This is a genomic window from Shewanella surugensis (assembly GCF_023284005.1).
Lineage (GTDB): Bacteria > Pseudomonadota > Gammaproteobacteria > Enterobacterales > Shewanellaceae > Shewanella > Shewanella surugensis.
In genome coordinates, this window is sequence record NZ_JAKIKS010000049.1 from 13,715 (window position 1) to 38,214 (window position 24,500).

At 44.1% G+C, this 24,500-nt stretch carries 23 protein-coding genes and 1 pseudogene; 23 read left to right on the top strand and 1 reads right to left on the bottom strand.

From position 1 onward, the window contains the following. Positions 1-23: 23 nt before the first annotated feature. From L2764_RS13390 to L2764_RS13495, 23 genes are all read left to right on the top strand, one after another. Positions 24-719: a flagellar hook assembly protein FlgD gene (locus tag L2764_RS13390; RefSeq protein ID WP_248940761.1), complete on the top strand. Its 696-nt coding sequence runs from the start codon at positions 24-26 to the stop codon at positions 717-719. Positions 720-860: 141 nt separating this feature from the next. Continuing rightward, positions 861-2,222 (top strand): flagellar hook protein FlgE, encoded by a 1,362-nt coding sequence (gene flgE, locus L2764_RS13395; RefSeq protein ID WP_248940762.1) that lies wholly within the window; start codon positions 861-863, stop codon positions 2,220-2,222. Positions 2,223-2,448: 226 nt separating this feature from the next. Further along, positions 2,449-3,192, top strand: a complete 744-nt coding sequence (gene flgF / locus L2764_RS13400; RefSeq protein ID WP_248940763.1) for a flagellar basal-body rod protein FlgF — start codon at positions 2,449-2,451, stop codon at positions 3,190-3,192. Between the two features lie 129 nt (positions 3,193-3,321). Continuing rightward, positions 3,322-4,110 carry a flagellar basal-body rod protein FlgG gene (flgG, locus tag L2764_RS13405; protein WP_248940764.1) on the top strand — a complete coding sequence of 263 codons (789 nt, stop codon included), beginning with the start codon at positions 3,322-3,324 and terminating at the stop codon, positions 4,108-4,110. A gap of 55 nt (positions 4,111-4,165) precedes the next feature. Continuing rightward, complete coding sequence (gene flgH, locus L2764_RS13410; protein WP_248940779.1) at positions 4,166-4,849, top strand: flagellar basal body L-ring protein FlgH; 684 nt, start codon at positions 4,166-4,168, stop codon at positions 4,847-4,849. Between the two features lie 155 nt (positions 4,850-5,004). Next, entirely contained in the window at positions 5,005-6,105 is a 1,101-nt protein-coding gene (locus L2764_RS13415) for a flagellar basal body P-ring protein FlgI (RefSeq protein ID WP_248940780.1), read from the top strand. A 73-nt stretch (positions 6,106-6,178) separates the two neighbouring features. Further along, on the top strand, positions 6,179-7,297 hold the full coding sequence (gene flgJ, locus L2764_RS13420) for a flagellar assembly peptidoglycan hydrolase FlgJ (RefSeq protein WP_248940765.1): 1,119 nt from the start codon (positions 6,179-6,181) through the stop codon (positions 7,295-7,297). A 164-nt stretch (positions 7,298-7,461) separates the two neighbouring features. After that, positions 7,462-9,396: a flagellar hook-associated protein FlgK gene (gene flgK / locus L2764_RS13425; RefSeq protein ID WP_248940766.1), complete on the top strand. Its 1,935-nt coding sequence runs from the start codon at positions 7,462-7,464 to the stop codon at positions 9,394-9,396. Between the two features lie 121 nt (positions 9,397-9,517). Continuing rightward, positions 9,518-10,720 (top strand): flagellar hook-associated protein FlgL, encoded by a 1,203-nt coding sequence (gene flgL, locus L2764_RS13430; protein WP_248940767.1) that lies wholly within the window; start codon positions 9,518-9,520, stop codon positions 10,718-10,720. Positions 10,721-10,890: 170 nt separating this feature from the next. Continuing rightward, on the top strand, positions 10,891-12,285 hold the full coding sequence (locus L2764_RS13435; protein WP_248940768.1) for a flagellin: 1,395 nt from the start codon (positions 10,891-10,893) through the stop codon (positions 12,283-12,285). Between the two features lie 240 nt (positions 12,286-12,525). After that, the gene (locus L2764_RS13440; protein WP_248940769.1) at positions 12,526-12,933 is read left to right on the top strand and encodes a flagellar protein FlaG; all 408 of its coding nucleotides are present in this window, start codon (positions 12,526-12,528) and stop codon (positions 12,931-12,933) included. Positions 12,934-13,045: 112 nt separating this feature from the next. Continuing rightward, positions 13,046-14,407, top strand: a complete 1,362-nt coding sequence (fliD, locus tag L2764_RS13445; RefSeq protein WP_248940770.1) for a flagellar filament capping protein FliD — start codon at positions 13,046-13,048, stop codon at positions 14,405-14,407. Between the two features lie 261 nt (positions 14,408-14,668). Next, positions 14,669-15,022, top strand: a complete 354-nt coding sequence (locus tag L2764_RS13450) for a hypothetical protein (protein ID WP_248940771.1) — start codon at positions 14,669-14,671, stop codon at positions 15,020-15,022. An 8-nt stretch (positions 15,023-15,030) separates the two neighbouring features. Next, a complete protein-coding gene (fliS, locus tag L2764_RS13455; protein ID WP_248940772.1) occupies positions 15,031-15,432 on the top strand; it encodes a flagellar export chaperone FliS in 402 nt (133 codons plus the stop codon). A gap of 275 nt (positions 15,433-15,707) precedes the next feature. Beyond that, positions 15,708-17,138, top strand: coding sequence for a sigma-54 dependent transcriptional regulator (locus tag L2764_RS13460; protein WP_283107002.1), 1,431 nt, complete (start codon positions 15,708-15,710; stop codon positions 17,136-17,138). A gap of 280 nt (positions 17,139-17,418) precedes the next feature. After that, positions 17,419-17,541: a hypothetical protein gene (locus tag L2764_RS27755; protein ID WP_283107003.1), complete on the top strand. Its 123-nt coding sequence runs from the start codon at positions 17,419-17,421 to the stop codon at positions 17,539-17,541. Positions 17,542-17,566: 25 nt separating this feature from the next. Then, on the top strand, positions 17,567-18,166 hold the full coding sequence (locus L2764_RS28520; protein WP_446539680.1) for a histidine kinase dimerization/phospho-acceptor domain-containing protein: 600 nt from the start codon (positions 17,567-17,569) through the stop codon (positions 18,164-18,166). 10 nt (positions 18,167-18,176) lie between these two features. Then, positions 18,177-18,689 (top strand): ATP-binding protein, encoded by a 513-nt coding sequence (locus L2764_RS28525; RefSeq protein ID WP_248940773.1) that lies wholly within the window; start codon positions 18,177-18,179, stop codon positions 18,687-18,689. Beyond that, the gene (locus L2764_RS13475) at positions 18,682-20,301 is read left to right on the top strand and encodes a sigma-54-dependent transcriptional regulator (RefSeq protein ID WP_248940774.1); all 1,620 of its coding nucleotides are present in this window, start codon (positions 18,682-18,684) and stop codon (positions 20,299-20,301) included. Before L2764_RS28525 ends, L2764_RS13475 begins: the two co-directional genes overlap by 8 nt. 95 nt (positions 20,302-20,396) lie before the next feature. After that, positions 20,397-21,335, top strand: coding sequence for a DMT family transporter (locus L2764_RS13480; protein ID WP_248940775.1), 939 nt, complete (start codon positions 20,397-20,399; stop codon positions 21,333-21,335). A gap of 49 nt (positions 21,336-21,384) precedes the next feature. Further along, positions 21,385-21,492, top strand: coding sequence for a helix-turn-helix domain-containing protein (locus L2764_RS13485; RefSeq protein WP_248940776.1), 108 nt, complete (start codon positions 21,385-21,387; stop codon positions 21,490-21,492). A 1,402-nt stretch (positions 21,493-22,894) separates the two neighbouring features. Continuing rightward, complete coding sequence (locus L2764_RS13490; protein ID WP_248940777.1) at positions 22,895-23,506, top strand: hypothetical protein; 612 nt, start codon at positions 22,895-22,897, stop codon at positions 23,504-23,506. Between the two features lie 263 nt (positions 23,507-23,769). Next, positions 23,770-24,099 carry a hypothetical protein gene (locus L2764_RS13495; RefSeq protein ID WP_248940778.1) on the top strand — a complete coding sequence of 110 codons (330 nt, stop codon included), beginning with the start codon at positions 23,770-23,772 and terminating at the stop codon, positions 24,097-24,099. A gap of 107 nt (positions 24,100-24,206) precedes the next feature. Here L2764_RS13495 and L2764_RS13500 read toward each other — a convergent pair. Continuing rightward, positions 24,207-24,335 (bottom strand): annotated as a pseudogene (locus tag L2764_RS13500) (IS3 family transposase); the annotation flags it as partial. Positions 24,336-24,500: the final 165 nt, after the last annotated feature.

Sequence of the window (24,500 nt, forward strand, 5' to 3'; positions counted from 1 at the left end):
CAAACGTTAAGGAAAATTACTACATGAGTACATCCAGTGTTATTACCGGCAATCCATTTTTAGATGCATTACGTTTACCGACCGACTCAGTAGTCCCTGAAGAGAATAATCAAGCGCTGACTCAAGAAGATTTTTTAGCCTTGCTGACGCAAGAATTATCGATGCAAGATCCCTTTAAACCCGTTGAAAATGATCAGATGGTGCAGCAACTCACTGCTTTCTCTACGGCAGATGGGATCAGTAACCTAAATGACGAGATCGTGAACCTCAATGCCATTATGACATCGAGTCAAGCTTTAGAAGCCTCGAGTCTTGTTGGGCAAAAGGTACTCATTCCTTCGGATACAGGTTATATCTCCGTTGAGGATCCTATCTTAAAATCTGTAGTCAGTACGCCTGAAGCGATTAATGAAATTACTGTTCGTGTTGAGGATGACAGTGGTGCCTTAATTGCGAGTTATATCGTCGATGGCAGTGCTGGTGGCAACATTGATTTGTCTTGGGATGGCCTCGATGCTAATGGCGAGGCCGTTGCTGCTGGCAGCTACGCCATTAAAGCCAGTGGTAAAGTCAATGGAGAGAGTCAAGAGTTACCCGTATCGACTTATGCCCATGTGACGAGTGTCTCCTTGGGGACGAGTGAAACGGGGGCCATATTGAACTTACGTGGATTAGGCGGAATACAAATGGCCGATGTATTGGCAGTATCTGAGTCATAAGATGATCCTGTATTGGTCAACTTTTGAATAGAACCGCGTATTTGTGCGCTGCTATTGGCATACCGATCAGGCATTCGTGTTGTAAAAGAAATAAAAAAATAAAGCATAAAGAAAAATATAATAAAAAAGGGGAGAGGAGTTATGTCGTTTAATATTGCACTAAGTGGTATTTCAGCAGCGCAAAAAGACTTAGACACCACTGCAAATAATATTGCTAACGTGAATACCACCGGATTTAAAGAGTCACGCACCGAATTTGCTGATGTGTATGCCAATTCTATTTTCTCCAATGCGAAGACTGCAGTGGGCGGCGGGGTTACAACCACACAAGTGGCACAGCAGTTCCATCAGGGGAGCCTACAATTTACCAGTAATGCGTTAGACATGGCCATTGGTGGTGGGGGGTTTTTTGTTACCTCTTCAGGTATTGATAATCAGGATTTTTCTTTTACCCGCGCGGGTGATTTTAAAGTCGATGCGAATAACTATATTTCAGACTCTCAAGGTAATTTCTTACAAACATTCCCCGTGGATGATGAAGGTAATTCCACTGCAGTCAGTTTAACCACCACAGGACCGGTGCAAATCCCTGATACTGCAGGTAGTCCGACCATGACTGAAAATATTGGTTTACAAATGAACCTCAATGCGGGCGATGATGGGCTCGATGTCAGTGCTTTTGATCCCGATGACAGCTCAACGTTCAATTATTCGACCTCAGTCACCATGTATGACTCTTTGGGTGAGCCGCACATTTTAAGTTCATATTTTGTTCGTCCAGAAGAAGGGGCGTATACGGGAGAAAGTAATTGGGTGGCATTTTACGCCGTTGATGGCGAAGCGGTGGATGTTGATGGGACTGCTGTGACTTACAACACTGATACGACAGGAGACGGTGCGGCTGACAGTACGGGCAATGCGCAAACGGCTTCTGGCTGGAAAGGTGCGGTATTGACCTTTAACGATGTGGGCAGTTATACCGGAAGTGATCCGGCGACGATTACGACAGAAGCCTTAGGGGTGGGCGGCGCTGGCGTATTAGGGGCGGGTACTGATGGTGCTCAAACGTTAACCATCGAATTCAATAATCCCACCCAATATGCAGGGATTTCTGAGGCGACGCAGCTCACTCAAGATGGCACTACCGTTGGACGTCTCACCAATGTTGAAGTCGGGTCAGATGGTTTGATTGTTGCCAGTTACAGTAATGGTTCGGCTGTGCCATTAGCACGAGTGGCACTGGCGCGTTTTGCTAACGAGCAAGGGTTAACCCAAGTGGGTAATACATCTTGGAAAGCCAGTTTAGACTCGGGTGCAGCGCTGGCGGGGGAGGCCAATAGTGGCACCTTTGGGAATATCACCTCATCGGCGCTGGAGCAGTCGAATGTTGATTTGAATAATGAATTGGTGGATCTCATTTCGGCTCAGCGTAATTATCAAGCGAACTCAAGAACATTAGAGGTCAACAATACACTGCAGCAGACTATATTGCAGATCCGCTAATGTTGCTTTTATTTAGGGGGCTTGGCTAGAGCGGCAAAGGTGTGCCGCATCACTTTTAATCAGTTTATTGGCCTTATTGTGCGACAGAGCATGGCATAAAGCTTGCCTTCTTTTGTTTACGATATGACAGAGACATGACTGACTTTTCAGTGTTGAAAAATAGAATGACTGACAAGAGCAGATAGTTTTAATCATAAGGGTAAGCGTTAATTTACCGGAGCCGTTAATGGATAAGTTACTTTATATCGCCATGAGTGGGGCTAAGCAAAATATGAATGCGTTAGCCGTGAGCGCCAATAATTTGGCGAATGCCAATACCGATGCGTTTAAATCGGATTTAGTGCAGGCACGCTCAATGCAGGCTTTTGGTGATGGACTGCCGACACGGGTCTTTGCAATGGCAGAATCGCCGTCTTCTGACTTTACGCCCGGCGCGATAAAAACCACCGGACGTGATTTAGATATTGCGGTGAAAGGTGAAGGTTGGATAGCCGTTCAAACCCCTACGGGGGAAGAAGCTTACACGCGTTCAGGCAGTTTAAGTTTCGATAGTACAGGTTTGCTTCGAAACGACAGAGGCACACCTATTATGGGAGGCAATGGACCGATTGTCCTACCGCTTCCTATTGATAAAGTTGCAATCTCTCAAGATGGCATTATTTCTATCCGCCCGTTAGGGGCGACAGGCGATGTAGTAGAAGAAGTGGCGCAGATAAAGTTAGTCAATCCGGGCAATAAAAACATGATGCGAGGGGAGGATGGCTTATTTCGCCTGCTTTCGGGGAATAGGGCACCTGAAAATGGCAATGTGCGGGTCGAGAGTGGCGCAGTCGAAGGTTCAAATGTTAATCCCGTGCACGAAATGGTTTCCATGATTAATTTACAACGCCAGTTTGAAATGCAAGTGAAATTAATGAAAACGGCAGAAGACAATGACAGAGCTTCAGCGTCGTTAATGCGAATAAGTTGATGGCTTTCTTTGGATCTAAAACGTGGTGCAAAGAGAGCCAATATTGATGTCATGCGGTTGACGATATTGATGTTATAAAACTAATCCTCGTGAATGCTAAGCATCCACGAGGATCGAGGAGTAGGGAACATGCATCCAGCGTTATGGATAAGTAAGACGGGGCTTGATGCTCAGCAAACCGATATTGCGGTCGTTTCAAATAATGTGGCCAATGCCAGTACGGTGGGATTTAAGAAAAGCCGTGCGGTGTTTGAAGATTTATTATACCAAACAGTTAATCAAGCCGGAGGCGTGAGTGCGGCCAATACTAAGTTGCCGAACGGGCTTAATATTGGTGCGGGCACTAAAGTGGTAGCGACTCAGAAAGTTTTTAGCCAAGGTAATATGATCACCACTGATAATTCGCTGGATTTAATGATAGAAGGTCCAGGTTTTTTTGAGGTGCAAATGCCCGATGGCTCGTCGGCGTATACCCGAAGCGGCCAGTTCTCGTTAGATGAATCAGGGAAAATAGTGACATCGGGCTCGGGTTTTGTGGTGCAGCCGGGGATCGCTATTCCTGAAGATGCCAGCAGTATCACGGTCTCTTCAGAGGGCGAAGTGTCGGTAAAAGTGAGTGGTGAAGCCGAAAATCAAATTTTAGGCCAGCTAAACATGGCAGATTTTATTAATGCTAGCGGGTTAGAGCCTCAAGGACAAAACCTCTATATCGAAACGGGGGCCAGTGGTGCACCGATCGAAGGGACCGCGGCTCTCGATGGGATGGGGGCGATCAGGCAAGGGGCGCTTGAGACATCAAATGTGAATGTGACCGAAGAGTTAGTGAACCTCATTGAGAGTCAGCGTATTTACGAGATGAACTCGAAAGTGATTTCTGCGGTGGATCAAATGCTGTCTTATGTTAATCAAAATCTTTAATGCTGATAGCATGATGGATAACGGCATGATAAAAAATAATATGTCAGTAAACGGCATGGCAAGGTGCGCTTGGGTATTAGTCTTCATTTTTGTGACTTTTTTAAGTGGCTGTACCTCCAGGGGAAGTAAGCCCATTACCGATGATCCCTATTATGCGCCTATTTACCCTGAAGCATCGCCGACAAAAATGGAGGCAACGGGCTCTTTATATCAAGAGCAGCAATCTTCGAGTCTCTATACGGATATTCGCGCTCATAAAGTGGGTGATATTATTACGGTGGTATTAATGGAGTCGACTTCGGCTAAAAAAAGTGCCAATAACGAACTCAGTAAAAGTTCTGATCTGAGTTTAGCGCCCCTTTATGCGGGTGGGCAGAACGTGACCATTTATGGTAATCCGATTGATTTAAATTATTCCGATAGCATGAAAACCAAGCGAGAAGCCGATGCGGATCAAAGTAATAGTCTCGCGGGCAGTATTTCTGCCAACGTGATGCAAGTGTTGAGTAACGGTAATTTGGTGATCCGCGGTGAAAAGTGGATCTCCATTAACAATGGCGATGAATTTGTGCGCATAACCGGAATGGTTCGAGCCGAAGACATCAGTCCCGATAATCGTATCGAGTCACCTCGCGTCGCCAATGCCCGTATTCAATACAGTGGCACCGGCACCTTTGCCGACTCGCAAAATGTCGGTTGGTTGAGTCAGTTTTTTTATAGCAGCTGGTGGCCTTTTTAATGATAACGCCTATTTTTAGCTTATTGTTACGTTTATGCAGCCGTTTATTGCCGGTCTGGCTTTTTTCAGGAAAGACTCGGGCTGTAGGCATAAACAATAGTGCCAATGTGCAATCCAATGTGAAATATGGGGGTGTTGATAACCGTTGGTTAGCGATGCCCGTTTTCAACCTGTGTGCCGTTATTTTGGTGTTCACTGGCTTGCTGCCTCACTTAGCTCAGGCGGAACGCATTAAAGATATTGCCAATGTTCAAGGGGTGCGGGATAACCAATTGATGGGCTATGGCCTCGTCGTGGGGTTGCCTGGTACGGGTGAGAAGACCCGTTATACTGAGCAAACGTTTACCACCATGCTGAAAAACTTTGGCATTAATCTGCCCACCAGCTTTAGGCCCAAAATAAAAAATGTGGCAGTGGTGGTGGTCAATGCCACAATGCCTGCTTTCATCAAGCCGGGACAAACCATGGATGTAACGGTATCGAGCTTGGGCGAGGCCAAAAGTTTACGCGGTGGCACCTTATTACAAACCTTCTTAAAAGGACTGAATGATAAGGTGTATGCGATTGCACAAGGTAATATGGTGGTCAGTGGTTTTAGTGCTGAAGGGCTTGATGGTTCAAAAGTCATTCAAAATACCCCCACGGTTGGGCGAATCCCGAATGGGGCGATCGTTGAGAGAGCGGTGGTGAGTCCTTTTGCTAACGGCGATCATCTAACGTTTAATTTGCACCGCGCTGATTTTTCAACCGCAAACAGTTTGGCTAATGCCATTAATGATTTGCTCGGCCCAGGTATGGCAAGGCCTATTGATGCGACCTCGATTCAAGTCAGTGCGCCTCGTGATGTGTCTCAGCGGGTGTCATTTTTAGCCACATTAGAAAATGTGCAAGTCGAGGTGGCCCATGGGTCGGCCAAGGTTATCGTCAACTCTCGCACGGGCACCATCGTGGTTGGTAAAGATGTGCGTTTATTAGCGGCAGCAGTAACACATGGGGGCTTGACTGTGACCATTGCTGAAGCGACCTCAGTGTCTCAACCTAATCCTTTTGCTAATGGTGAAACGGTCGTCACCTCGAATAGCCAAATTAATGCCTTAGAGGAGGATCGCCGCATGTTTATGTTTAATCCGGGCACGACGTTAGATGAACTGGTTCGAGCGGTCAATTTAGTGGGTGCGGCGCCTTCGGATGTTCTGGCGATTTTAGAAGCGTTGAAAATGGCGGGCGCCTTACACGGCGAACTCATTGTGATATAGCGGTGATAGCATTTAACCTTGTTCATCATTTCGCTTTGGCTCATAAGAATGACTGACATGAATGGATCTGAGTATGGATAAACTAGCAGAAGCCGCACACTTTTTAGACTTAGGCAGTTTTGACTCGTTGCGTGCTAGGGCACAACAAGATGACTCTTCGGTACTAAAAGAAGTCGCGCAGCAATTCGAAGGTATTTTTGTACAGATGCTGATGAAAAGTATGCGTGATGCTAATGCGGTGTTTGAGTCCGATAGCCCGATGAATAGCCAATACACCCAATTTTATGAACAGATGCACGATCAACAGATGTCACTTAATTTATCGAGTCAAGGCATGCTAGGTTTAGCGGATTTGATGGTGCAACAATTATCACCTGAAACCAGTCAAATGTTGCCCGCATCAGTGCTAAGAGCGGACAATAATGCCTCTGGTTTCACGTCCAATGAGCTTACGCTGGCCAGTTCTGAGCAAAATAGCCACTATCCGTTAGCGCCAAACTTTCTCGATAAACTTGCTGCTATTACGAATGGCAGTGTGAATGAAAGTGAGAATAATTGGGTGAACAGCAGTACGAATAATGGCGTGGTTCATGCTGCAAATAAGCGTGCTGTTCTTGATGCAGCGAGTCCTATTAATGCCAGCAGGGTTTCTTCCTCTTTTTCATCTTTATCCTTAGTCTCTGCTCCATTACCTGAGGCGCCTCAGGTATTAAGCCCAGAAGCTTTTGTGGCCAAGCTTTATCCATATGCACAAACAGCAGCAGCGCAGCTGGGTACCCAAGCCGAAGTCTTAATCGCTCAATCGGCGCTGGAAACTGGTTGGGGACAAAAAATTATCCACACTCAAGAGGGAGTGAATAGTCATAATTTTTTTAATATCAAAGTGGGGAAAGGTTGGCAAGGAAACAGCGCAGAAGTCGACACACTTGAATTTGAACAAGGGAAAACGGTTAAACAAAAAGCGCAATTTCGTGTTTATGATGATATCAAGCAGAGTTTCAATGACTTTGTGGGCTTATTAACGCAAGGGGAACGATACCAAGCGGCGATGAAACAGGCGCAAGATCCGCAGGCCTTTATGCAAGGGTTACAAGTGGCGGGTTACGCCACGGATCCTCAATATGCGAAAAAAGTATTGAGAGTGATGCAATCCATTACCCAAGATCTATTACCCGATGGTGTTTTAAAATAGTCTAGCGTTTATTAAAGTCAAAGGAAAATCATCTGCGTGCTAAAAAAGCATCAAGAATACGCTGCGTTGGCCGTTAAGCTGTTATTAAGGTTTAGTTTTAGATTTTTTTCTGTGTTAGCGTTTTTATTATTGTCATCGTTGTCATCAAAGAAAGGAGCCTGTTAATGGCGGTCGATTTACTCAATATTGCCCGAACGGGTGTGCAAGCAGCACAATCGCAATTAGCGGTAACCAGTAATAATATTACCAATGCTAATACCGAAGGTTACAACCGCCAAGTGGCTTCTCAGTCGAGCTTAGACTCGCAATTCGTGGGTGGTAATTTTTACGGTACGGGTACTTATGTGACCGATGTTAAGCGTATTTATAATGATTATGCAGTTAAAGAGTTGCGTATAGGCCAAACGGCGGTCAGCGCAGCTGAAACCCGTTACACTAAAGCCAGTGAGCTTGATCAATTGTTTTCATCTGCAGGCCAAGCAGTGCCGCAAGGATTAAATGATCTCTACAGTAGCTTAAACAGTTTGGCCGATTTACCAAGCGATCTTGGGCTTCGCGCCAATGTGTTGAGTCAAGCTGAGCAACTTGCCAGCAGCATGTCACAAATGCAAACCTCGCTTGATGGACAAATGCAACAAACCAATGATGAAATCACCGCGATCACTGAACGCATCAATGCCATTAGCAGTGAAATCGCCAATATCAACAATGAGCTAATGAAATCAACGGGTGAGAATGCCCAATTACTCGATGCCCAAGACCGTTTAATAAAGGAGCTGAGTGAATATGCTCAAGTGAATGTGGTTGCACTCGATACTGGCGCTAAAAGCGTGATGTTAGGCGGCTCGGTGATGCTGGTATCGGGTGAAATTGCCATGTCACTGTCGACCACGCAAGGCGATCCTTTTCCTAATGACATTAAGATGCAAGCCTCTAGTGGCAGCACGAGTAATCGCTCAGGCAATAGTATTAATGTGGATATCGCCTCTTTGGGCGGTACGTTAGGAGCGTTAGCCGATTTTAGAGATGAGACCTTAACTCCTGCCACACTCGAATTAGGCCAGATGGCATTAGGGATCAGCGATGCGTTTAACTCGGCTCAAGCGCAAGGCATCGACTTAAACGGTGAGCTTGGCCAGAATATGTTTACTGACATTAACGCATCTCAAATGGCCTTTGGCCGAGTCGGGGCATTAAGCAGTAATACCGGGACGGCTAATTTAAGCGTGAATATTGAGGATGCCGCGGCGTTAACCGGCGCTGAATATGCGTTAGTGTTTACTTCCCCCTCAGGCTATTCGTTAACGGATGTCGCTTCCGGCGCCACATCGACCTTAACCTTAAATGGCAATACCCTTGAAGGCGCCAATGGTTTTAGTATTGGTATCGATAGTGGTGCGCTGGCATCGGGTGACACCTTTATGTTACGCCCAACGGCAGGGGCTGCGAGCGGCTTTGCTGTGGTGATGAGCTCACCCGCTGCTATTGCCAGTAGCACGCCTAAGATCACCCCAGATGACAGGAACAGTGGCGATACCACACTCACATTAACCAGTATTGATGATACGAGTACCCCAGGCTTTCCTGTCACGGGTGCAGAGCTGACGTTTAGTATTGATCCCACAGCCAATACCTTTGAGGTGTTCGATGTCGATGGTGTCTCTTTGGGCGCCGCGACAACCTATACGCCCCCGAGTATCAGCGCGTATGGATTTAGCTTTGATATTGAATCGACGGCGACCAGTAGCGAGCGTTTTATCTTCGATTTATCGCAATCGTCAGGTGATAATACCAATGCATTGCAGATGGCGGCGCTGAGCGAGTTAAGTTTGATGAACGGTGGTAAAGATACGTTAACGGATGTCTATGAAAAAACCAAACTTGCCATTGGTAGCGAGACCAAAACCGCCGAGGTGGGTGTCACTGCAGCAGATGCTATTTATGCCCAAGCCTATGCCAGAGTGCAGTCTACATCGGGGGTGAATTTAGATGAAGAGGCGGCCAATTTAATGCGTTATCAGCAAGCTTATTCGGCATCGGCGAAAATTATGACGGTGGCGACGGAGATTTTCGATACGCTTTATAACTCGTTACGTTAGCGGATAAACGTGTTCGTGACTGTTTCAATTTAGATCCGGTCAGTCATTAACGTTCAGTTTGATATTGACGCTTAATATGACAGTTTGATCTTGGAACGTAATTTAACTAAAGGAAGTATTGATGAGAATTTCAACCGCACAAATGTTTAATCAAACCTCATCGAGTGTGCTTAAACATCAGTCAAATACGAGTGAGATTTTAGGCCAGATTTCTTCAGGGAAAAAAGTCATCACAGCAGGGGATAATCCCGTTGCGGCTATTGCGATTGATAATATTAAGCAACAAAATACTCAAGCTGAGCAATACCTGAGTAATATCGATATCGCGACAGGGAGGTTGTCGGTAACCGAAAGCACCCTTGGCAGTGTCGAAAATCTGCTGCAAAGCATGCGTGATAAAATGCTTCAGGGCGTGAATGGCAGTTTAAGCGATTTAGACAGACAAGCCTTGACCGATGAGTTACAGGGTAATTTAGATCAGCTGGTCGATTTGGCCAACAGCAAAGACAGTGCCGACAATAGCATTTTTTCAGGCTTTAAAACTGATGTGACCCCTTTTGCCTTCGATAGTCATGGTGATATTAGTTACAGCGGGGATTCAGGGGTAAGAGACACCCTCATTGCATCCAATAGCACCTTAGCCACTAACATTGCTGGTGACAGTTTGTTTATGAGCGTACCCAATGCCATGGGGGATTATAGCGCCAGTTATGATCTGGCTCAGCAAGGTGATTTTAGTGTGAAAAGTGCCAAAGTCAGTGACAGTACGACTCATGCTTCAGGACAGTACCAGTATGATTTTATTGATAATGGGGCGGGTGGGTTAGATGTTGATGTCACCGATCCATCTGGCACAGTCACGCGCTTGAGTAACCTTGATGCCACCCAGCCTATTATCCTTAATGGCTTAACGGTGCAATTAGAAGGCACGCCTGTGGCAGGCGATACCGTCACCTTAAATCCAGAGTCTAATGCTAATATTTTTGATAGCTTAAGTGACATGATCACTTTACTTGAAACCGGCGAAGTGATTAATACCCCGCAAGGGCAAGCAGAGTTTAATCAGCTGCTGAATAATATCGACAGTGGACAGGCGCAATTAGCCTTGGGACGCTCTCAAGTGGGTAATGATTTAAATGCACTGGATAAAGCCAAAGATGTGCATATCGAGATGCAGCTGGTCAATACCTCGGCATTATCGTTATTGGAAGACTTAGACATTGCCAGTGCCATCACCGAATATGAGAAGCAGCAGTTATCGCTCAATGTCGTATCGCAGCTGTTTGCTAAGGTCAATTCGGTGTCGTTATTTGATTATTTATGATGGTTTTTGACACTGCGATCAATAATTTTTTTATGCATTTGTAAAATAAACCCTAAAGCTTAAATTAGCGCTGCCGTTAAAGTCATTGTAACTAATCCCATTCAGTCGCCTGACTTGAATAGACAGGCAGTAGCTAAGGCTAGCGAAAGCTAGGTAAAGAGGAATTAACCATGGCGATTTCAGTCAATACAAATGTCACTTCAATGAAGGCGCAAGGCAACTTAAACAGCGCTAGCAATGGACTTCAAACTTCAATGGAGCGTCTGTCTTCAGGATTGCGGATCAACAGTGCTAAAGATGATGCAGCGGGCTTACAAATCTCTAATCGCATGACCAGCCAAATTAATGGTATTGGTGTGGCCATGCGTAACGCCAATGACGGGATATCGATTGCGCAAACCGCCGAAGGGTCAATGCAAGAGTCGACCAATATTTTGCAACGTATGCGTGACTTGTCACTGCAATCGGCGAATGGTTCAAACTCGCAAGATGATCGTGATTCGATGCAAAAAGAAATTACCGCGCTGCAAAGTGAGCTGACTCGCATTTCTGAAACCACCTCATTCGGTGGCCAAAAGCTACTCGATGGGACTTATGGTACTCAAAGTTTCCAAGTGGGTTCTAATGCCAATGAGACCATTTCAATTTCACTGTCAGCGACAGGTGCAAAAGATATCGGTGATACGGCGAATAAAATTTCGACTGCGGGGTCTGTTTATGGTGCAGCGGCAGGTGCAACGACGTTGGCTGCGGCAACGGGGGTTTCTGCCGACACGTTAAATATTAATGGTGCCAGTATTGGTATTGGTGCAGGAGCTACATCTACACAAACAGCTGATTTGATTAATTCTTCTAATGCAGGCGTTACAGCAACAACGGAAGTCAGTGCAACCATTGGAGCATTATCCGCCGCTGATGATGGTAAGTTAACCATTGGTGATAGTTCATTCGAATTAGCCAGCTATGCGGGAAACAGTGAGGCTTTAGCTGAAGATTTAAATGCGGCTGGTTTTACCGCCACTTATGATTCTACAGCAGATACTATTTCTTTAACTGCTACGAATGTAGATGGCGTTGAGATTACGGGAAGTACTGCAGGTTCAGTTGAATTAGACGCTACAGCGGCAGGTACGGGTGATATTTCAAAAACCGCACAGCTGAATTTATCTTCATCCAATAGTATTTCATTATCGAGCACGGGTGGTAACGAAGGGGAAATGTTTGGTGCTACAACGTCAACAGAGACGTTTACCTCGGTAGCTGATATCGATATATCAACGGCGAGTGGCTCTCAAGATGCATTAGATATTATTGATGGTGCCTTAGCGACTATCGATTCAGAACGTGCCGATTTAGGTGCGGTGCAAAATAGAATGAATTTCACCATTAATAACCTCAGTAATATTCAAACCAACGTATCGGATGCGCGTAGCCGTATTCAAGATGTGGATTTTGCTAAAGAGACGGCCGATTTAACCAAGCAGCAAATTTTGTCGCAAACGTCATCGTCTATGTTGGCACAAGCGAACCAATTGCCACAAACGGCTTTGTCACTCCTAGGTTAATCATCACTAGGCTGATTTATATTTAGGCATAAGCTCTATGGCTGAGTCTTGGTAGCCTTAGAAATAGGCCTATAAAAGGAGAGCACGGGCTCTCCTTTTGATGTTTGAGCTTTTGAAAATGTAAACCGTTAAATACTGATGATGAAGTCAATCATGGTAAATGCTTGTCGGTGAAGTCATTGAGATTTCGTGGTATCGATCCCCGTTTGTCTCGCTTTGTCTAGCAAGGATAATCAAGGAATGAACGTCATGGAAATCAATGTCACAGAGTCGCTATTAAGTGCATTAGCAACGGTGATACCCATAGAAGCCGTGAGTGGGGAAAATCAAACAGATGATAGGTCACCAACGTCTTGGCGAGCGGATGACAAACTAGGCCGAAAAGTTATTCAAGATGTTGATAAGGCGGAAGCGCCTCAAACGAACCAAGCACGGTTACAAAATGTGCTCGATTCACTGTCAAGTATGCAAGCGCTACAGCGCACTGCATTGCAATTTAGCCTCGATGAAGCGGCGGGGAAGAGTGTGATCCGAGTGGTAGATCTTGAGTCAGGAATGCTTATTCGGCAGCTCCCGAGTGAAGCAGCCTTAGTCTTATTACAAAAGTTGGATGAGATAAAAGGCTTGTTGATTGAGACGCAAGTTTAACGCTCTGGTTTACGTTTAAGTTAACGCATTGGTTCAACGTAAAGACTCAAGTTTAGCGCTTGAAATTGAATGAACTCCATCAGTCAGCAAAAACACGTAGAGGAAAAATGTTATGCCCATTACGTCAGTCGGTATTGGTTCCGGCATGGATATCAATGGCATTGTGTCAGCACTCGTTGGCGCTGAAAGTGCTCCTAAAACTGCTAAGTTTGATGTGGATGAAGGTCAATATAATGCCCATATTTCGGCTGTAGGCTCGCTTAAAAGTGCCTTGTCGGAGTTTCAAACTGCGCTGGAGGATTTAACGGATTCGGATACCTTTTTGACTCAAAAAAGCAGTCTTTCGAAAAGTACTTATCTGAGTGCCAGTGTCGATGAAACTGCAGTGTCAGGCAGTTATCAGTTGAAGGTGAGTCAACTCGCCGAAAGCCAGAAAATCGGCACCGCCTCGGTCAGCGATAGCACAGCAGCGCTGGGTGAAGGCAATATTAACATTGATGTGAATGGTGAAAGCTTTGACATTGAGGTGGCGGCCGATGATTCCCTTGAGTCGGTGATGAACAAAATCAATGATAGTGGAGATAACACGGGCGTGACCGCGACCATTATTAATGGGGACAATGGCCCTCAGCTGATCATGACCTCGACTGAAACGGGATTAGATAATCAAATTGTTGTGACAGGCAGTGATACTGACGCTGGGACGGGCATTAGCGATACGTTTATCATGACAGAGCTGAGTGCCGCGAAAGATGCCATTATGTCGATTGATGGTATTGAGGTGACGTCTAGCTCGAACACCGTGGAAAATGCCATTACTGGCGTCACTTTTACGTTAAAAGAAGCGGATGTCGATGAAACCACAGTGTTAACCATTGACCCCAATACCAGTGGTGTAAAAAGCAAGGTTAACACTTTTGTGGAGTCTTACAATGCATTGATGACCACGATTAGCGGTTTATCGGGTTATAACGCAGAAACAGAGCAAGCAGGTATTTTACAAGGGGATGCGCTGCCTCGTAGTTTACAAAGTCAACTTAGAGGCTTGATGTCCAGTGGTTATGAAACCCCCAGTGGTAGCTTAACATTGGCTTCAATTGGGGTGACGACGACATTAGATGGCACGCTTGAGGTCAATGATGATTTATTGGACAGTGCCCTTGAAGATGGCTTGGCTGATATTAGTGCTTTGTTTAGCACCGAAGACACGGGGCTGGCCTCTAAAATGGACAGCTTTGCTGACAATTATGTGCAAGCGGGGGGCATTTTGGATTCTCGCGATGAGACTTTGGATAACCAACTTATTCGCCTTGAAGACACTCGAGCGCAGTTTGCGTTAAAGATGGCGGCTTATGAATCTCGTTTATTCAAGCAATATAATGCCATGGATTTAATCGTGGGCAATCTCAATGCTCAATCGAGCCAGTTGCAAGAGCGCCTCGACTCGTTACCGGGCGTCGTATCAGATAACTAGTGTTTAGGTAACGAGTGTTTGAATGGCTAGTGTTTAGGTAACTAGAATGTTTGTATTGCGAGTGTTTAGAGGGGTAATGCTCAGGAAATTATCATTTTGGTAACGAATCATTAATTCACTCATATTTTGTCTTGTTACTTGATGATAACGGGCCAGGCTTTCAAGTCATATATTTAATATCTGTGGGTGGCCTATTACTGTTTTCAATTAATTAACATTTGAAACGAGCACTGTTTTGATAGAAAGGGGAGAAGAAGCCTTATGAAACCGACGGTGATACATCCCGATCAGCGTTTGACGCAGGTGAATGAGAACGTTCAAGCTTTGTTGGATAATTTAGCGCGCTCAAAAGAGAATAATCAGCTGAATGATGATGATATCATGGCATTACAATTGGCTATACAAGAAAGGGAACGCCAATTACAGCAAGGGTTTGACGAGGGTTTAGCCATCATCGGTTGGGACAGATCGTATTTAACCACTCAGTTAGGGTTAACAAAAGCATTCGAGCAGCAGGCTGTGGTGATCCTAACGCACTATCAGTCAATGTTACATTTTGGTCATAAAAGTAAACGTCAGCTAAAGGTTTATCAAACCATCGCTAAAAATAAGTAGGCTATAATATGAGAAGTTCTTTACAATCATACCGTAAGGTGTCGGTCGATAGTGGTATTAGTGTTGCTTCACCGCATCGCATCATTCAAATGTTATTTTCTGGTGCCCTTGAGCGCTTAGCACAAGCGAAATGTGCCATAGAGCAAGACGATACCGTTAAAAAAGGGGAAGCGATAGGCAAAGCCATTAGTATAGTGGCGGGGCTTAATGGCAGTTTACACATGGAAACCGAAGGTGATGTCGCCAATAATCTCAATGCCTTGTATGATTTTATGTTGCAACAGATGTCATATGCGAACGTGAATAATGATGTCAAAGCTGTCGATGATGTGATGGATATTTTAAGAGTGATTAAAGAAGGTTGGGATGCAATTCCAACCGAATTGCATCAATTATCATCAGACCAATAACAGACTAAGGTCGAATCATTGCCAGCATGTTGGCATCGTATTTCATTGTCAATAGTCAATAATATGACGTATTCTGAGCGTTTAGTTGTTTTTTTAGGCTAAGCGGGGAGGAGAAACTGATAAATCTCATTCGAGGCTTGCTAATATGGAGCTGATAATACACTATTCATCTTCACAATGATTGTGTGTAGTTTGTTAATGTAATACACAATTATTTAAGCAACCAACACTAATAATTAATGCGAAGCAATATTTGCACTTTATGGCCGTACTGAATGATGCAAACAGATCAACGAATTTTACTTGTCGGTAGCCAATCAGAGCGAACCAATCGCTTATCTTGCGTATTTGAGTTCTTGGGCGAGAAAGTTGAGTTTATCGATGTGGATAAACTTGAGCACTATACCAAGTTAACTCGCTTTAGAGCGGTTGTGATCCCAGCAGCAACGCAATTGCCAGCATTGCTGCCTTCTTTGGCTACAAAAATACCTTGGCAGCCCATACTGCTTTTAGGGCAGTTTGAAGAGCGTAAGGCTTCGAATATTTTGGGCTGTATTGAAGAACCTTTAAATTATCCACAATTAACGGAGTTACTCCATTTTTGTCAGGTTTTTGGTCAGATGAAGCGACCGGAAGTGCCTACGAGTGCTAACCAAACTAAGCTGTTTAGAAGCTTAGTAGGGCGCAGCGAAGGCATTGCAGGTGTTAGATATTTAATTAATCAAGTGGCAGGCTCTGATGCAACCGTATTGATTTTAGGGCAATCGGGTACCGGTAAAGAAGTGGTTGCACGTAACATCCATTATTTATCAGGCCGTCGCAGTGGGCCATTTATTCCCGTTAACTGTGGTGCTATTCCTCCTGAATTACTCGAAAGTGAGTTATTTGGGCATGAGAAAGGATCCTTTACGGGTGCGATAAGCACCCGCAAAGGGCGTTTTGAGTTAGCAGAAAAAGGCACCTTGTTTTTAGATGAAATTGGCGATATGCCATTGCAAATGCAAGTTAAATTATTACGTGTATTGCAAGAAAAAGTCTTTGAACGGGTGGGCGGTAGCAAATCCATTGTTTCGGATGTGAGAGTCGTGGCGGCAACCCACAGAAATCTCGAAGCCATGATTGAAGCGGGGGATTTCAGGGAAGATCTCTATTATCGCCTCAATGTGTTCCCGATTGAAATGCCCGCTTTATGTGAGCGTAAAGAAGATATCCCTCTATTATTACAAGAGTTGGTGAGTCGTGTATTTAATGAAGGTAGAGGTCGAGTCCGCTTTACCCAAAGGGCCATTGAGTCGCTTAAGGAGCATGGTTGGTCGGGTAATGTGCGTGAATTGTCTAATTTAATCGAGCGGTTAACGATTTTATATCCTGGTGGTTTGGTGGATGTGAATGACTTGCCGGTTAAATACCGACATATTGATGTCCCCGAATATTGCGTCGAAGTTAGCGAGGAGCAACTAGAACGGGATGCGCTCGCCTCTATTTTTAGTGATGAGCCAATCGATATTCCGGATACGCGTTTTCCAAGCGAGCTGCCCGCGGAAGGCGTGAATTTGAAAGACATGTTGGCTGAGCTTGAGATTGATATGATCCGTCAAGCCTTAGATCAACAAGACAATGTGGTGGCAAGAGCCGCTGAAATGCTGGGGATCCGCCGCACCACCTTAGTTGAAAAAATGCGTAAGTACGGTCTAAGCAAAGACTGATGGTGATTATTCAGCTTGAATGAGTGGTTTATTTTGCTCACTGTCGATGATAATCGTTAACGGATGAATACAAGACACCCGATGAGAATGCCTCATCGGGTATCTTTATATTTAAGCCATTTTGATTTCTTTTCTCACTTCTTAGTTTTCAGTTTTCCGTCTCCGACTTTCTCGTATGCTCATCATTACCCTTTTCGGGATGATTGTTTGGCATAAAACCTGCTTGTTTATCATCAGTATGCTCAAGTGTGACGGAAATGAGCAGTTTTTTGACGGAGTCATGATGTTAGAACGCTCTGCAACTCAAACCTCATATGCCAGCCCACTCTTGGATATAACTGGATCCAGCCGAACGATAGCAGCATTGCCCGAGCCCGATAGTGTGAGCCAAGTTGCCCCCTAAATCGTTACTAAAACTAACCAATCGAATGACACATATCTTGCAAGCCATGCCATCGGCTGTGGTGATTTTAGATGCCAACGGTGTTATTTCAGAGGCCAATTCTGTGGCTTGTCAATTACTCGAAGAGATTGCGAGCTTGTCAACTCTCGAACCCGCTGATGGGCGAGAACAAGAACAAGGGACGATTAAGTGCCGTACTGGCACGGCGATCCCAATGACGGCAATAGATGATCCTTTGGTGGCTTCTTTAGTCGGTAAGTCGTGGCGGCAAGTGATCAAACAGGCTTTTTTACCGAAAAATGATGATGGTTATGAAGTGTCTCTTCGTTCGGGACGCAGAGTCAGTATTGCTATCCGTCCACTGACACCGGAGCCGGGACAATTGATCGTATTAACCGATCTGACTGAAACTCGTCAGCTACAAAAAAATGTTTCTCACCTGCAAAGACTGTCGGCTTTGGGTAAAATGGTGGCGACATTAGCCCATCAAATCCGCACGCCACTTGCGGCGGCCATCTTGTATGCCGAAAACCTCAGTCACAACAATATTGGAAGCGAGATAAGAGAGCGATTTCAGCAAAAGTTGATGGACAGATTGGGGGGAACTGGAGCATCAAGTCAGTGATATGTTATTCATGGTGAAAGGGAAACCCCAAGCGTTAGACTGTGTGAGTGGATTAAAGGGCATTATTGACAAGGTGCTGGAAAATTGTTCACCCATCGCGCAAAAACAAGCTTGCCAGCTAACTTTCCATGATGAGAGTCAGGGTAATATACAGGCGAATGTTCCAGCTTTAGTGTCGGCTATCAATAATGTATTGATCAATAGTATCGAAGCGGGCGCCTCTCAAATATCGCTGCATGCTTATGACGATGATAGCCATATAGTGGTTAAAATAGTGGATAATGGCGCAGGACTGATGCAATCGGATCTGGTGAGCACTTCGTCTTTTTTCACCACTAAGTCTCAAGGGACGGGGCTGGGGTTGAGCGTGGTGCAGTCGGTGATGCGTCAACATAACGGGGCGTTAAGCCTGTGCAATCGACAGGTCAAAGGTCAAACAGAGAAAGGCTGCATTGTCTTATTGCGCTTTCCTAAAATACGGACTTCGGTTGAAGCCAGTACAGTGGAGTATTCTCATGGTTGAAGCGAGATTATTGCTGGTTGAAGATGATGATGATTTACGTGAAGCGCTTGTCGATACTTTACTATTAGCCCAATACCGCTGCATTAGCGTGAGCTGCGCTGAAGAGGCGATTATTTTTTTGCAGCAAAATAGCTCATCAATAGACTTAGTGATAAGCGACGTACAAATGCAAGGGATCGGTGGCATTGGCCTATTGAAATACATGCAACAATATCATGGTCATATTCCACTGCTATTAATGACGGCGTTTGCCACCATTGATAGTGCCATTGCGGCGATTAAACAAGGTGCGATGGATTATCTGCCTAAACCGTTTTCCTCCAAAGTGTTACTGGAGCAAGTGTCGCGGTATTTAATGCCTGCTGCTAATGCATCAACTAATATGTCAAATAATATGTCAAAGAAAGCGCAGCCTTTCATTCATCGGGCTAGATCAACCGTGACAGCCTCTCGTGAGATGGCAAGAGATCTTCCTATCGCTGCAGATCCTCAGAGTTTGGCATTGCTGGATCTAGCCAAGCGAGTAGCGAAGTCAGAGGCCTCGGTGATGATTTCAGGCCCTAGCGGCACCGGAAAAGAGGTGTTAGCCAAATATATTCATCATAGTAGCCCTCGTGCCAAGCAGCCTTTTATCGCCATTAACTGCGCCGCTATTCCGGACAACATGCTTGAAGCGACGCTTTTTGGTTATGAAAAAGGCGCATTCACTGGGGCTTATCAAGCCTGCTCTGGTAAATTTGAGCAAGCACAAGGTGGCAGTTTATTACTCGATGAAATATCGGAAATGCCGCTGGCCTTGCAAGCCAAACTGCTTCGAGTATTGCAAGAGTGGGAGCTTGAGCGAATAGGCGGCCGAAAAACCATTAAGCTTGATGTGCGAGTGTTAGCCACGTCCAATCGTGACTTAAAACAAATGGTGAAAGAAGGGGCGTTTAGAGAAGACTTATATTACCGCATTAATGTTTTTCCCCTCACTTGGCCTGCGTTAAAAGAAAGACCCAAGGACATTATTCCGTTGGCGCAGCATTGTTTGCATCGTCATTGCGACTCAGAGGATGTTGCCGTGTTAAGTGAAGCGGCTAAAAGGCGATTATGGGCTTATTCATGGCCGGGCAATGTCAGAGAGCTGGATAATGTGCTGCAAAGAGCGTTGATTCTATCGACGACAGGTGAAATTCTTCCACAAGATCTCATGCTAGATGATGATTGGCAGCCGGATAAGCACATGTATCCCGTTGATGCTCACTCAGCGAGTCCGACTCGACAAGAGGAAGCGAACGCTCACTTTCAGGCGGAGGCTTGTTTTCATCATCTGATTAATCCGCATACGAATAAGGCGGGAGCGCCGCGTGAGTATAGTGACAAGCTGCCAAAATTCAATGAGATAAATGAGCTAAATGAAGAGAATGTGCCAAATTTCACTCAAAAATGGCCGTTGGCCCAGCTCAGTGCTGAGAAGCAAACCCAAGAACATACGCTCATCTTAGCGACCTTACAGCACTACCAAGGCCAGCGAAAATCGGTGGCAGAAAAGTTGGGCATAAGCCCCCGCACCTTGCGCTATAAAATGGCCAAAATGCGAGACTTAGGATTTGAGATCCCATCAGGGTGATTTTTTATTATAGATAGAGATACATGGATTGGCTCGTGTTGCAAATGAATGCGAACTATTTTTATAGGTAAAGGTGTAACTAAGTTGTTTGTGAAATGATAGGTAATAAATTCGTTAAATTGATAGAAAAAATACTCCCAGCCTCAGTGCCAAAGTTAGTGCCAATTGCTTTTTTTGTCGTGGTGCTAATTTGGTCAACGACTCCTTTGGGCATTGTGTGGAGCAGTGAGTCAGTTCACCCTACGATGGCAGTGTGGTTAAGGATGTTGATTGCGCTGATATTAGGTAGTGTGATTTTGGGGGTAGCTCGAATTAGACTGCCATGGAATAGGCAAGCTATTAAGCTTTATGCTGTGTCGTCTATCGGTATTGTTGGTGGTATGTTATTGAGTTATTTTGCCGCAAGATGGATTGCTTCAGGGACTATGTCGCTGATTTTTGGGTTGTCTCCCTTAGTGTCTGGTTTATTGGCTCAACGTTTACTGAATGAAGATAAATTTAGCAACATGAAGAAATTGGCGTTAGGTATTGCATTTATTGGGTTAGGAATTGTGTGTTCATCACATTTATCCTTAAGTTCAGATAGTGGCATTGGGTTGGCATTGATTTTAACTGCAATGTTTTTATTTAGTTTGAGTGGCGTATTAGTGAAAAGGCTCGCAATTAATATTCATCCAGTAGCCACTACGGTAGGTGCACTGTTGTTTTCTACACCTCAATTTGGATTAGCTTGGTTATTGTTTGATGGTTCGATGCCTATAGATACCTGGCAACCTAGATCCTTGTTGTCTATTTTGTATCTAGGGGTATTTGGTTCATTAATTGGTTTTATCGCTTATTTTTATATATTACAACATTTAAAAGCAAGTACTGTAGCACAAGTGACGTTAGTGACCCCCATCTTTGCGATTATGTTAGGTGCACATGCGAACAGTGAAGCGATTACAAGCATTCTGGTTGCAGGGGCTTTGTGTGTGCTCATGGGACTGGGGTTATATCAATTTGGCGATAAGCTATTGAAGCGAAAAAGCTAACCGTCTCTGAAGCACAAAAAATTGTGCTGAGAAGCAAACTCAAGAACATATGCTCATTTTAGCGACGTTACAAGATCAGCAAGGTCAACGAAAAGCGGTGGCAGAGCAGTTGGGCACAAGCCCCAGAATGTTACGTTATAACATGGTGAGTAAATAGTCTTTTTTCTACATTATTGACGTTAGTTGTTCTCAAGTGGCTAGCAGTGTAACTATTGGTTAAATGTGTTTATTTAGTCGAGCCTTCGATTGTTATCTATCGCTTGCAGCGGGATTTTGTGCGAATACAAAAATAATTTTCTGAATGAAGTATTACTTCAAGGGTATGAGCGCGAAGTAGGGACACTAAGCTGGCTCTTAGATAGGGATCGTTGTCAATACTTGACCTGCATGGATAGAAGGGAATGCCTTAAACATGTTTGGTTCTGTAGGCTCAGATGAAAACAAATAACGTTCTTGTTAAAAAGCCAGTTCGACGTAAATGTCTCTCGCTTATATCTATTACGGTAGTAATTTTCGCCCTGCCTCCGATGGTTATTTTTATATTCACACTGATTTGAAAAGCGAAAATCAACAGAAAAATCACAAGCGGAGGGGGCGTGAGTTGTGTGTTGCTTACTCATGTCAAAGTGACTTATCGCTTTCAGTGGAGGATAAGTATTAAGCTTTGCTTAATGAAGGTCGTGAGTTCCCATTCATGCAGAGCACCATAAACTAGCGTTTGGCTATTTTGGTATTGGGTAGTGTATTTGTAATACATAATCTTAGGTCTATTTATTGCCTGCACCAGACTAAGGTCGTGAGTTCCCACTCACACAGGGATATTGGATATTAAGCCTCTCTTAATGGAACGACCGTGATTCGGTATCACTTATCACCTGCGGTGAGGCTGAGATCGTGAGTTCCCACTCACATAGGGCCAAAGGGGATCAACAGCAATCCCCCTTGGAACCCTTTGCCGCCCCAGACGCAGTAAAGCGCTTCTGGCAATAATCGTTATCGCCTCATATTCGTTATCGCCTCATATTCGTTATCGCCTCATATTCGTCATCCCTGACTCACCTGAGGCTATCTCGGCATCCGTGCCTTAATCACGCTATTATTGATTTAATCATTTTAGCTACTTCGATGGGGACTTAAAAAGCAAAAGTCAGTGGGCTTTCTTCGATTTAGCTTTGTGGGCAAGAACTGTGAGCTATATCTATGGTTTTATGTAAGTCTAGTTTGCTTGGTAAAAACATTTTGTTTACATAAGTAACTTTTAAGTGGTACTTTTGCGGGCTAGCGGGGCAGTCTATTTAGGCTCACGGTGATTAATAAAATAACTTATAGATAGATGTTAAAAAGAGATATGCGGACCTTGTAAACACAGATGCATTTTTTTTTAATTGGTTATTGTTGGCTTTTGTTGTTATAGGGTTAATTTTCGATCGATAACTATTTTACAACAATGGGTTAGCAGTATATTCAATTTTAAAAAAAGTCAGCAGTCTGGAAGATTATCCTGCTGCTGTTGAATAAGCTGTTAGCAATCTATCGTAATTTCAAATACTGGAGTTGAAATGGAGTTTTTAAAAGAAATCCCAAAGGAAGTTTGGGGGGCTACGGTTGAAGTTATTAATAAATTAATCTATCCAATAACTGCGACTACTGTTGGTGTCGGTAAATTAATTGAACAAAAGCTTTCCACTTTAAACGATGTTCAGAAATTAATAGCAGAGCAAACTTTACGAGAGGCCGCTGAGAAAATATCAAATGCAAAAAATTCTGATTTTAAAAATGTTGTTGTCAAGCCTCAAGTTATTTACACAGTTTTAGAAAACACTGACAGTCAAAGTGATGATTTCATTAGATCGCTTTGGGCAAATGTTACAGCAAGAGAATTAAGTGAAGGTAGCGTACACCCAGAAATAGTTAGGTTGTTTTCAAAGTTAACGGCTCCAGATTTAATTGTTTTAAGTGATCTCCATTCACAAGGTTCTTCAATTAAAAAACTATTATTTAAAGCATTATCCTCTACTTACACTCTTGGTATTTCTCGTGATCCCAAGTCTTTTCATCATGTATATTTAGCCGATTTAGGCTTAATCGATGAAATCTCCGGAAAGTGGTTTATTACGACTAAAGGCAAAGAATTAATGCGTTGTATCGGTGAACTTGAAAAAGATTGCTAACAAGTATTTTGCTTGGAGTTGTTTGTCGCGTTCTTTCTTGTTATAGGTCTCTCAATAGAGGAGCCTGTGTTCAATCGAACTACGACAAATGAAAGCTTTAGTTGCAGCTAAAGCTTAGGTCTCACATTACCCGAAACTGGGGATTTAGTGTAATTAGGAGGGTTTATTATCCATACAATACGCTTAAATGTGTTTCGGCCAAAAAGACGGCCTCCACTGGACGTGCTAGACGCACGCCATTTAACTAAAGTGTTAGGTGTTTAATGATACATGTACTCGTTTCGATTTTAATTGGCTTACTCTGTGGAGGAGTAAGCTATTATTCTTTCGGGAGAGTAGTAAAGAGTATGCAAGATAAATCTAGGATACTAACAAAAACCCAGACTTATTTAAAAGGAGTAAAAGAAAGCACTTATAAATTAACAGCAGGAATGATTGGATGGTTACCCGCTCTATTCGGAGTAACTAACGAGCCTAAATATACTGCTGTAATATCTGGTTACCTTACATGGCTTATTATTGCATTATTTTCAGTTGTTTATTATTACAAAAAGTGCCCAGATATTTTCAAAGAAAAAACACCTAACAGATAAGGATAGGCCGCGCGCAGCCGCGTCCTTATCCCAAGTGTTGAACAAGCCCGAGGCTAAAGTTTAGTCATACTCTTTATTATGCAAATAGCAGAACGAGAGTGTACTGGTCAACCCAAATTGGACACTTTTAATTGAGAATGTTCAAACTCTACAGGTGACTGATCACCATTAGCAGAATGCAGCCGCTCTAAGTTGTAGTATTTCATATAGGCAGTCACATCTATCTTCATAAAGTAACCGTCCGAGCAAGTACATCTTCAACCGTGTTCATCGATCCCTTATGTTAACCTCTGACTATGATATCAGGAGTTAATATGACTAAGCGTTCTCATGAAGAGTGGGTTGATTTGATAAAGCAGCAGCCCGCTAGCGGCTTAACAATAAAAGATTTTTGCCTTCAA

Coding starts and splice junctions, on each gene's coding strand:
- flgG (WP_248940764.1), top strand. CDS start 3,322: ATGCATCCAGCGTTATGGATAAGTAAGACGGGGCTTGATGCTCAGCAA.
- L2764_RS28525 (WP_248940773.1), top strand. CDS start 18,177: ATGGTGAAAGGGAAACCCCAAGCGTTAGACTGTGTGAGTGGATTAAAG.
- flgH (WP_248940779.1), top strand. CDS start 4,166: ATGGCAAGGTGCGCTTGGGTATTAGTCTTCATTTTTGTGACTTTTTTA.
- L2764_RS13390 (WP_248940761.1), top strand. CDS start 24: ATGAGTACATCCAGTGTTATTACCGGCAATCCATTTTTAGATGCATTA.
- flgJ (WP_248940765.1), top strand. CDS start 6,179: ATGGATAAACTAGCAGAAGCCGCACACTTTTTAGACTTAGGCAGTTTT.
- flgL (WP_248940767.1), top strand. CDS start 9,518: ATGAGAATTTCAACCGCACAAATGTTTAATCAAACCTCATCGAGTGTG.
- flgF (WP_248940763.1), top strand. CDS start 2,449: ATGGATAAGTTACTTTATATCGCCATGAGTGGGGCTAAGCAAAATATG.
- L2764_RS13460 (WP_283107002.1), top strand. CDS start 15,708: ATGATGCAAACAGATCAACGAATTTTACTTGTCGGTAGCCAATCAGAG.
- L2764_RS13450 (WP_248940771.1), top strand. CDS start 14,669: ATGAAACCGACGGTGATACATCCCGATCAGCGTTTGACGCAGGTGAAT.
- L2764_RS13480 (WP_248940775.1), top strand. CDS start 20,397: ATGATAGGTAATAAATTCGTTAAATTGATAGAAAAAATACTCCCAGCC.
- fliD (WP_248940770.1), top strand. CDS start 13,046: ATGCCCATTACGTCAGTCGGTATTGGTTCCGGCATGGATATCAATGGC.
- L2764_RS13495 (WP_248940778.1), top strand. CDS start 23,770: ATGATACATGTACTCGTTTCGATTTTAATTGGCTTACTCTGTGGAGGA.
- L2764_RS13415 (WP_248940780.1), top strand. CDS start 5,005: ATGCCCGTTTTCAACCTGTGTGCCGTTATTTTGGTGTTCACTGGCTTG.
- L2764_RS13440 (WP_248940769.1), top strand. CDS start 12,526: ATGAACGTCATGGAAATCAATGTCACAGAGTCGCTATTAAGTGCATTA.
- fliS (WP_248940772.1), top strand. CDS start 15,031: ATGAGAAGTTCTTTACAATCATACCGTAAGGTGTCGGTCGATAGTGGT.
- flgK (WP_248940766.1), top strand. CDS start 7,462: ATGGCGGTCGATTTACTCAATATTGCCCGAACGGGTGTGCAAGCAGCA.
- L2764_RS13485 (WP_248940776.1), top strand. CDS start 21,385: ATGCTCATTTTAGCGACGTTACAAGATCAGCAAGGTCAACGAAAAGCG.
- flgE (WP_248940762.1), top strand. CDS start 861: ATGTCGTTTAATATTGCACTAAGTGGTATTTCAGCAGCGCAAAAAGAC.
- L2764_RS28520 (WP_446539680.1), top strand. CDS start 17,567: ATGACACATATCTTGCAAGCCATGCCATCGGCTGTGGTGATTTTAGAT.
- L2764_RS13475 (WP_248940774.1), top strand. CDS start 18,682: ATGGTTGAAGCGAGATTATTGCTGGTTGAAGATGATGATGATTTACGT.
- L2764_RS13490 (WP_248940777.1), top strand. CDS start 22,895: ATGGAGTTTTTAAAAGAAATCCCAAAGGAAGTTTGGGGGGCTACGGTT.
- L2764_RS27755 (WP_283107003.1), top strand. CDS start 17,419: ATGATGTTAGAACGCTCTGCAACTCAAACCTCATATGCCAGCCCACTC.
- L2764_RS13435 (WP_248940768.1), top strand. CDS start 10,891: ATGGCGATTTCAGTCAATACAAATGTCACTTCAATGAAGGCGCAAGGC.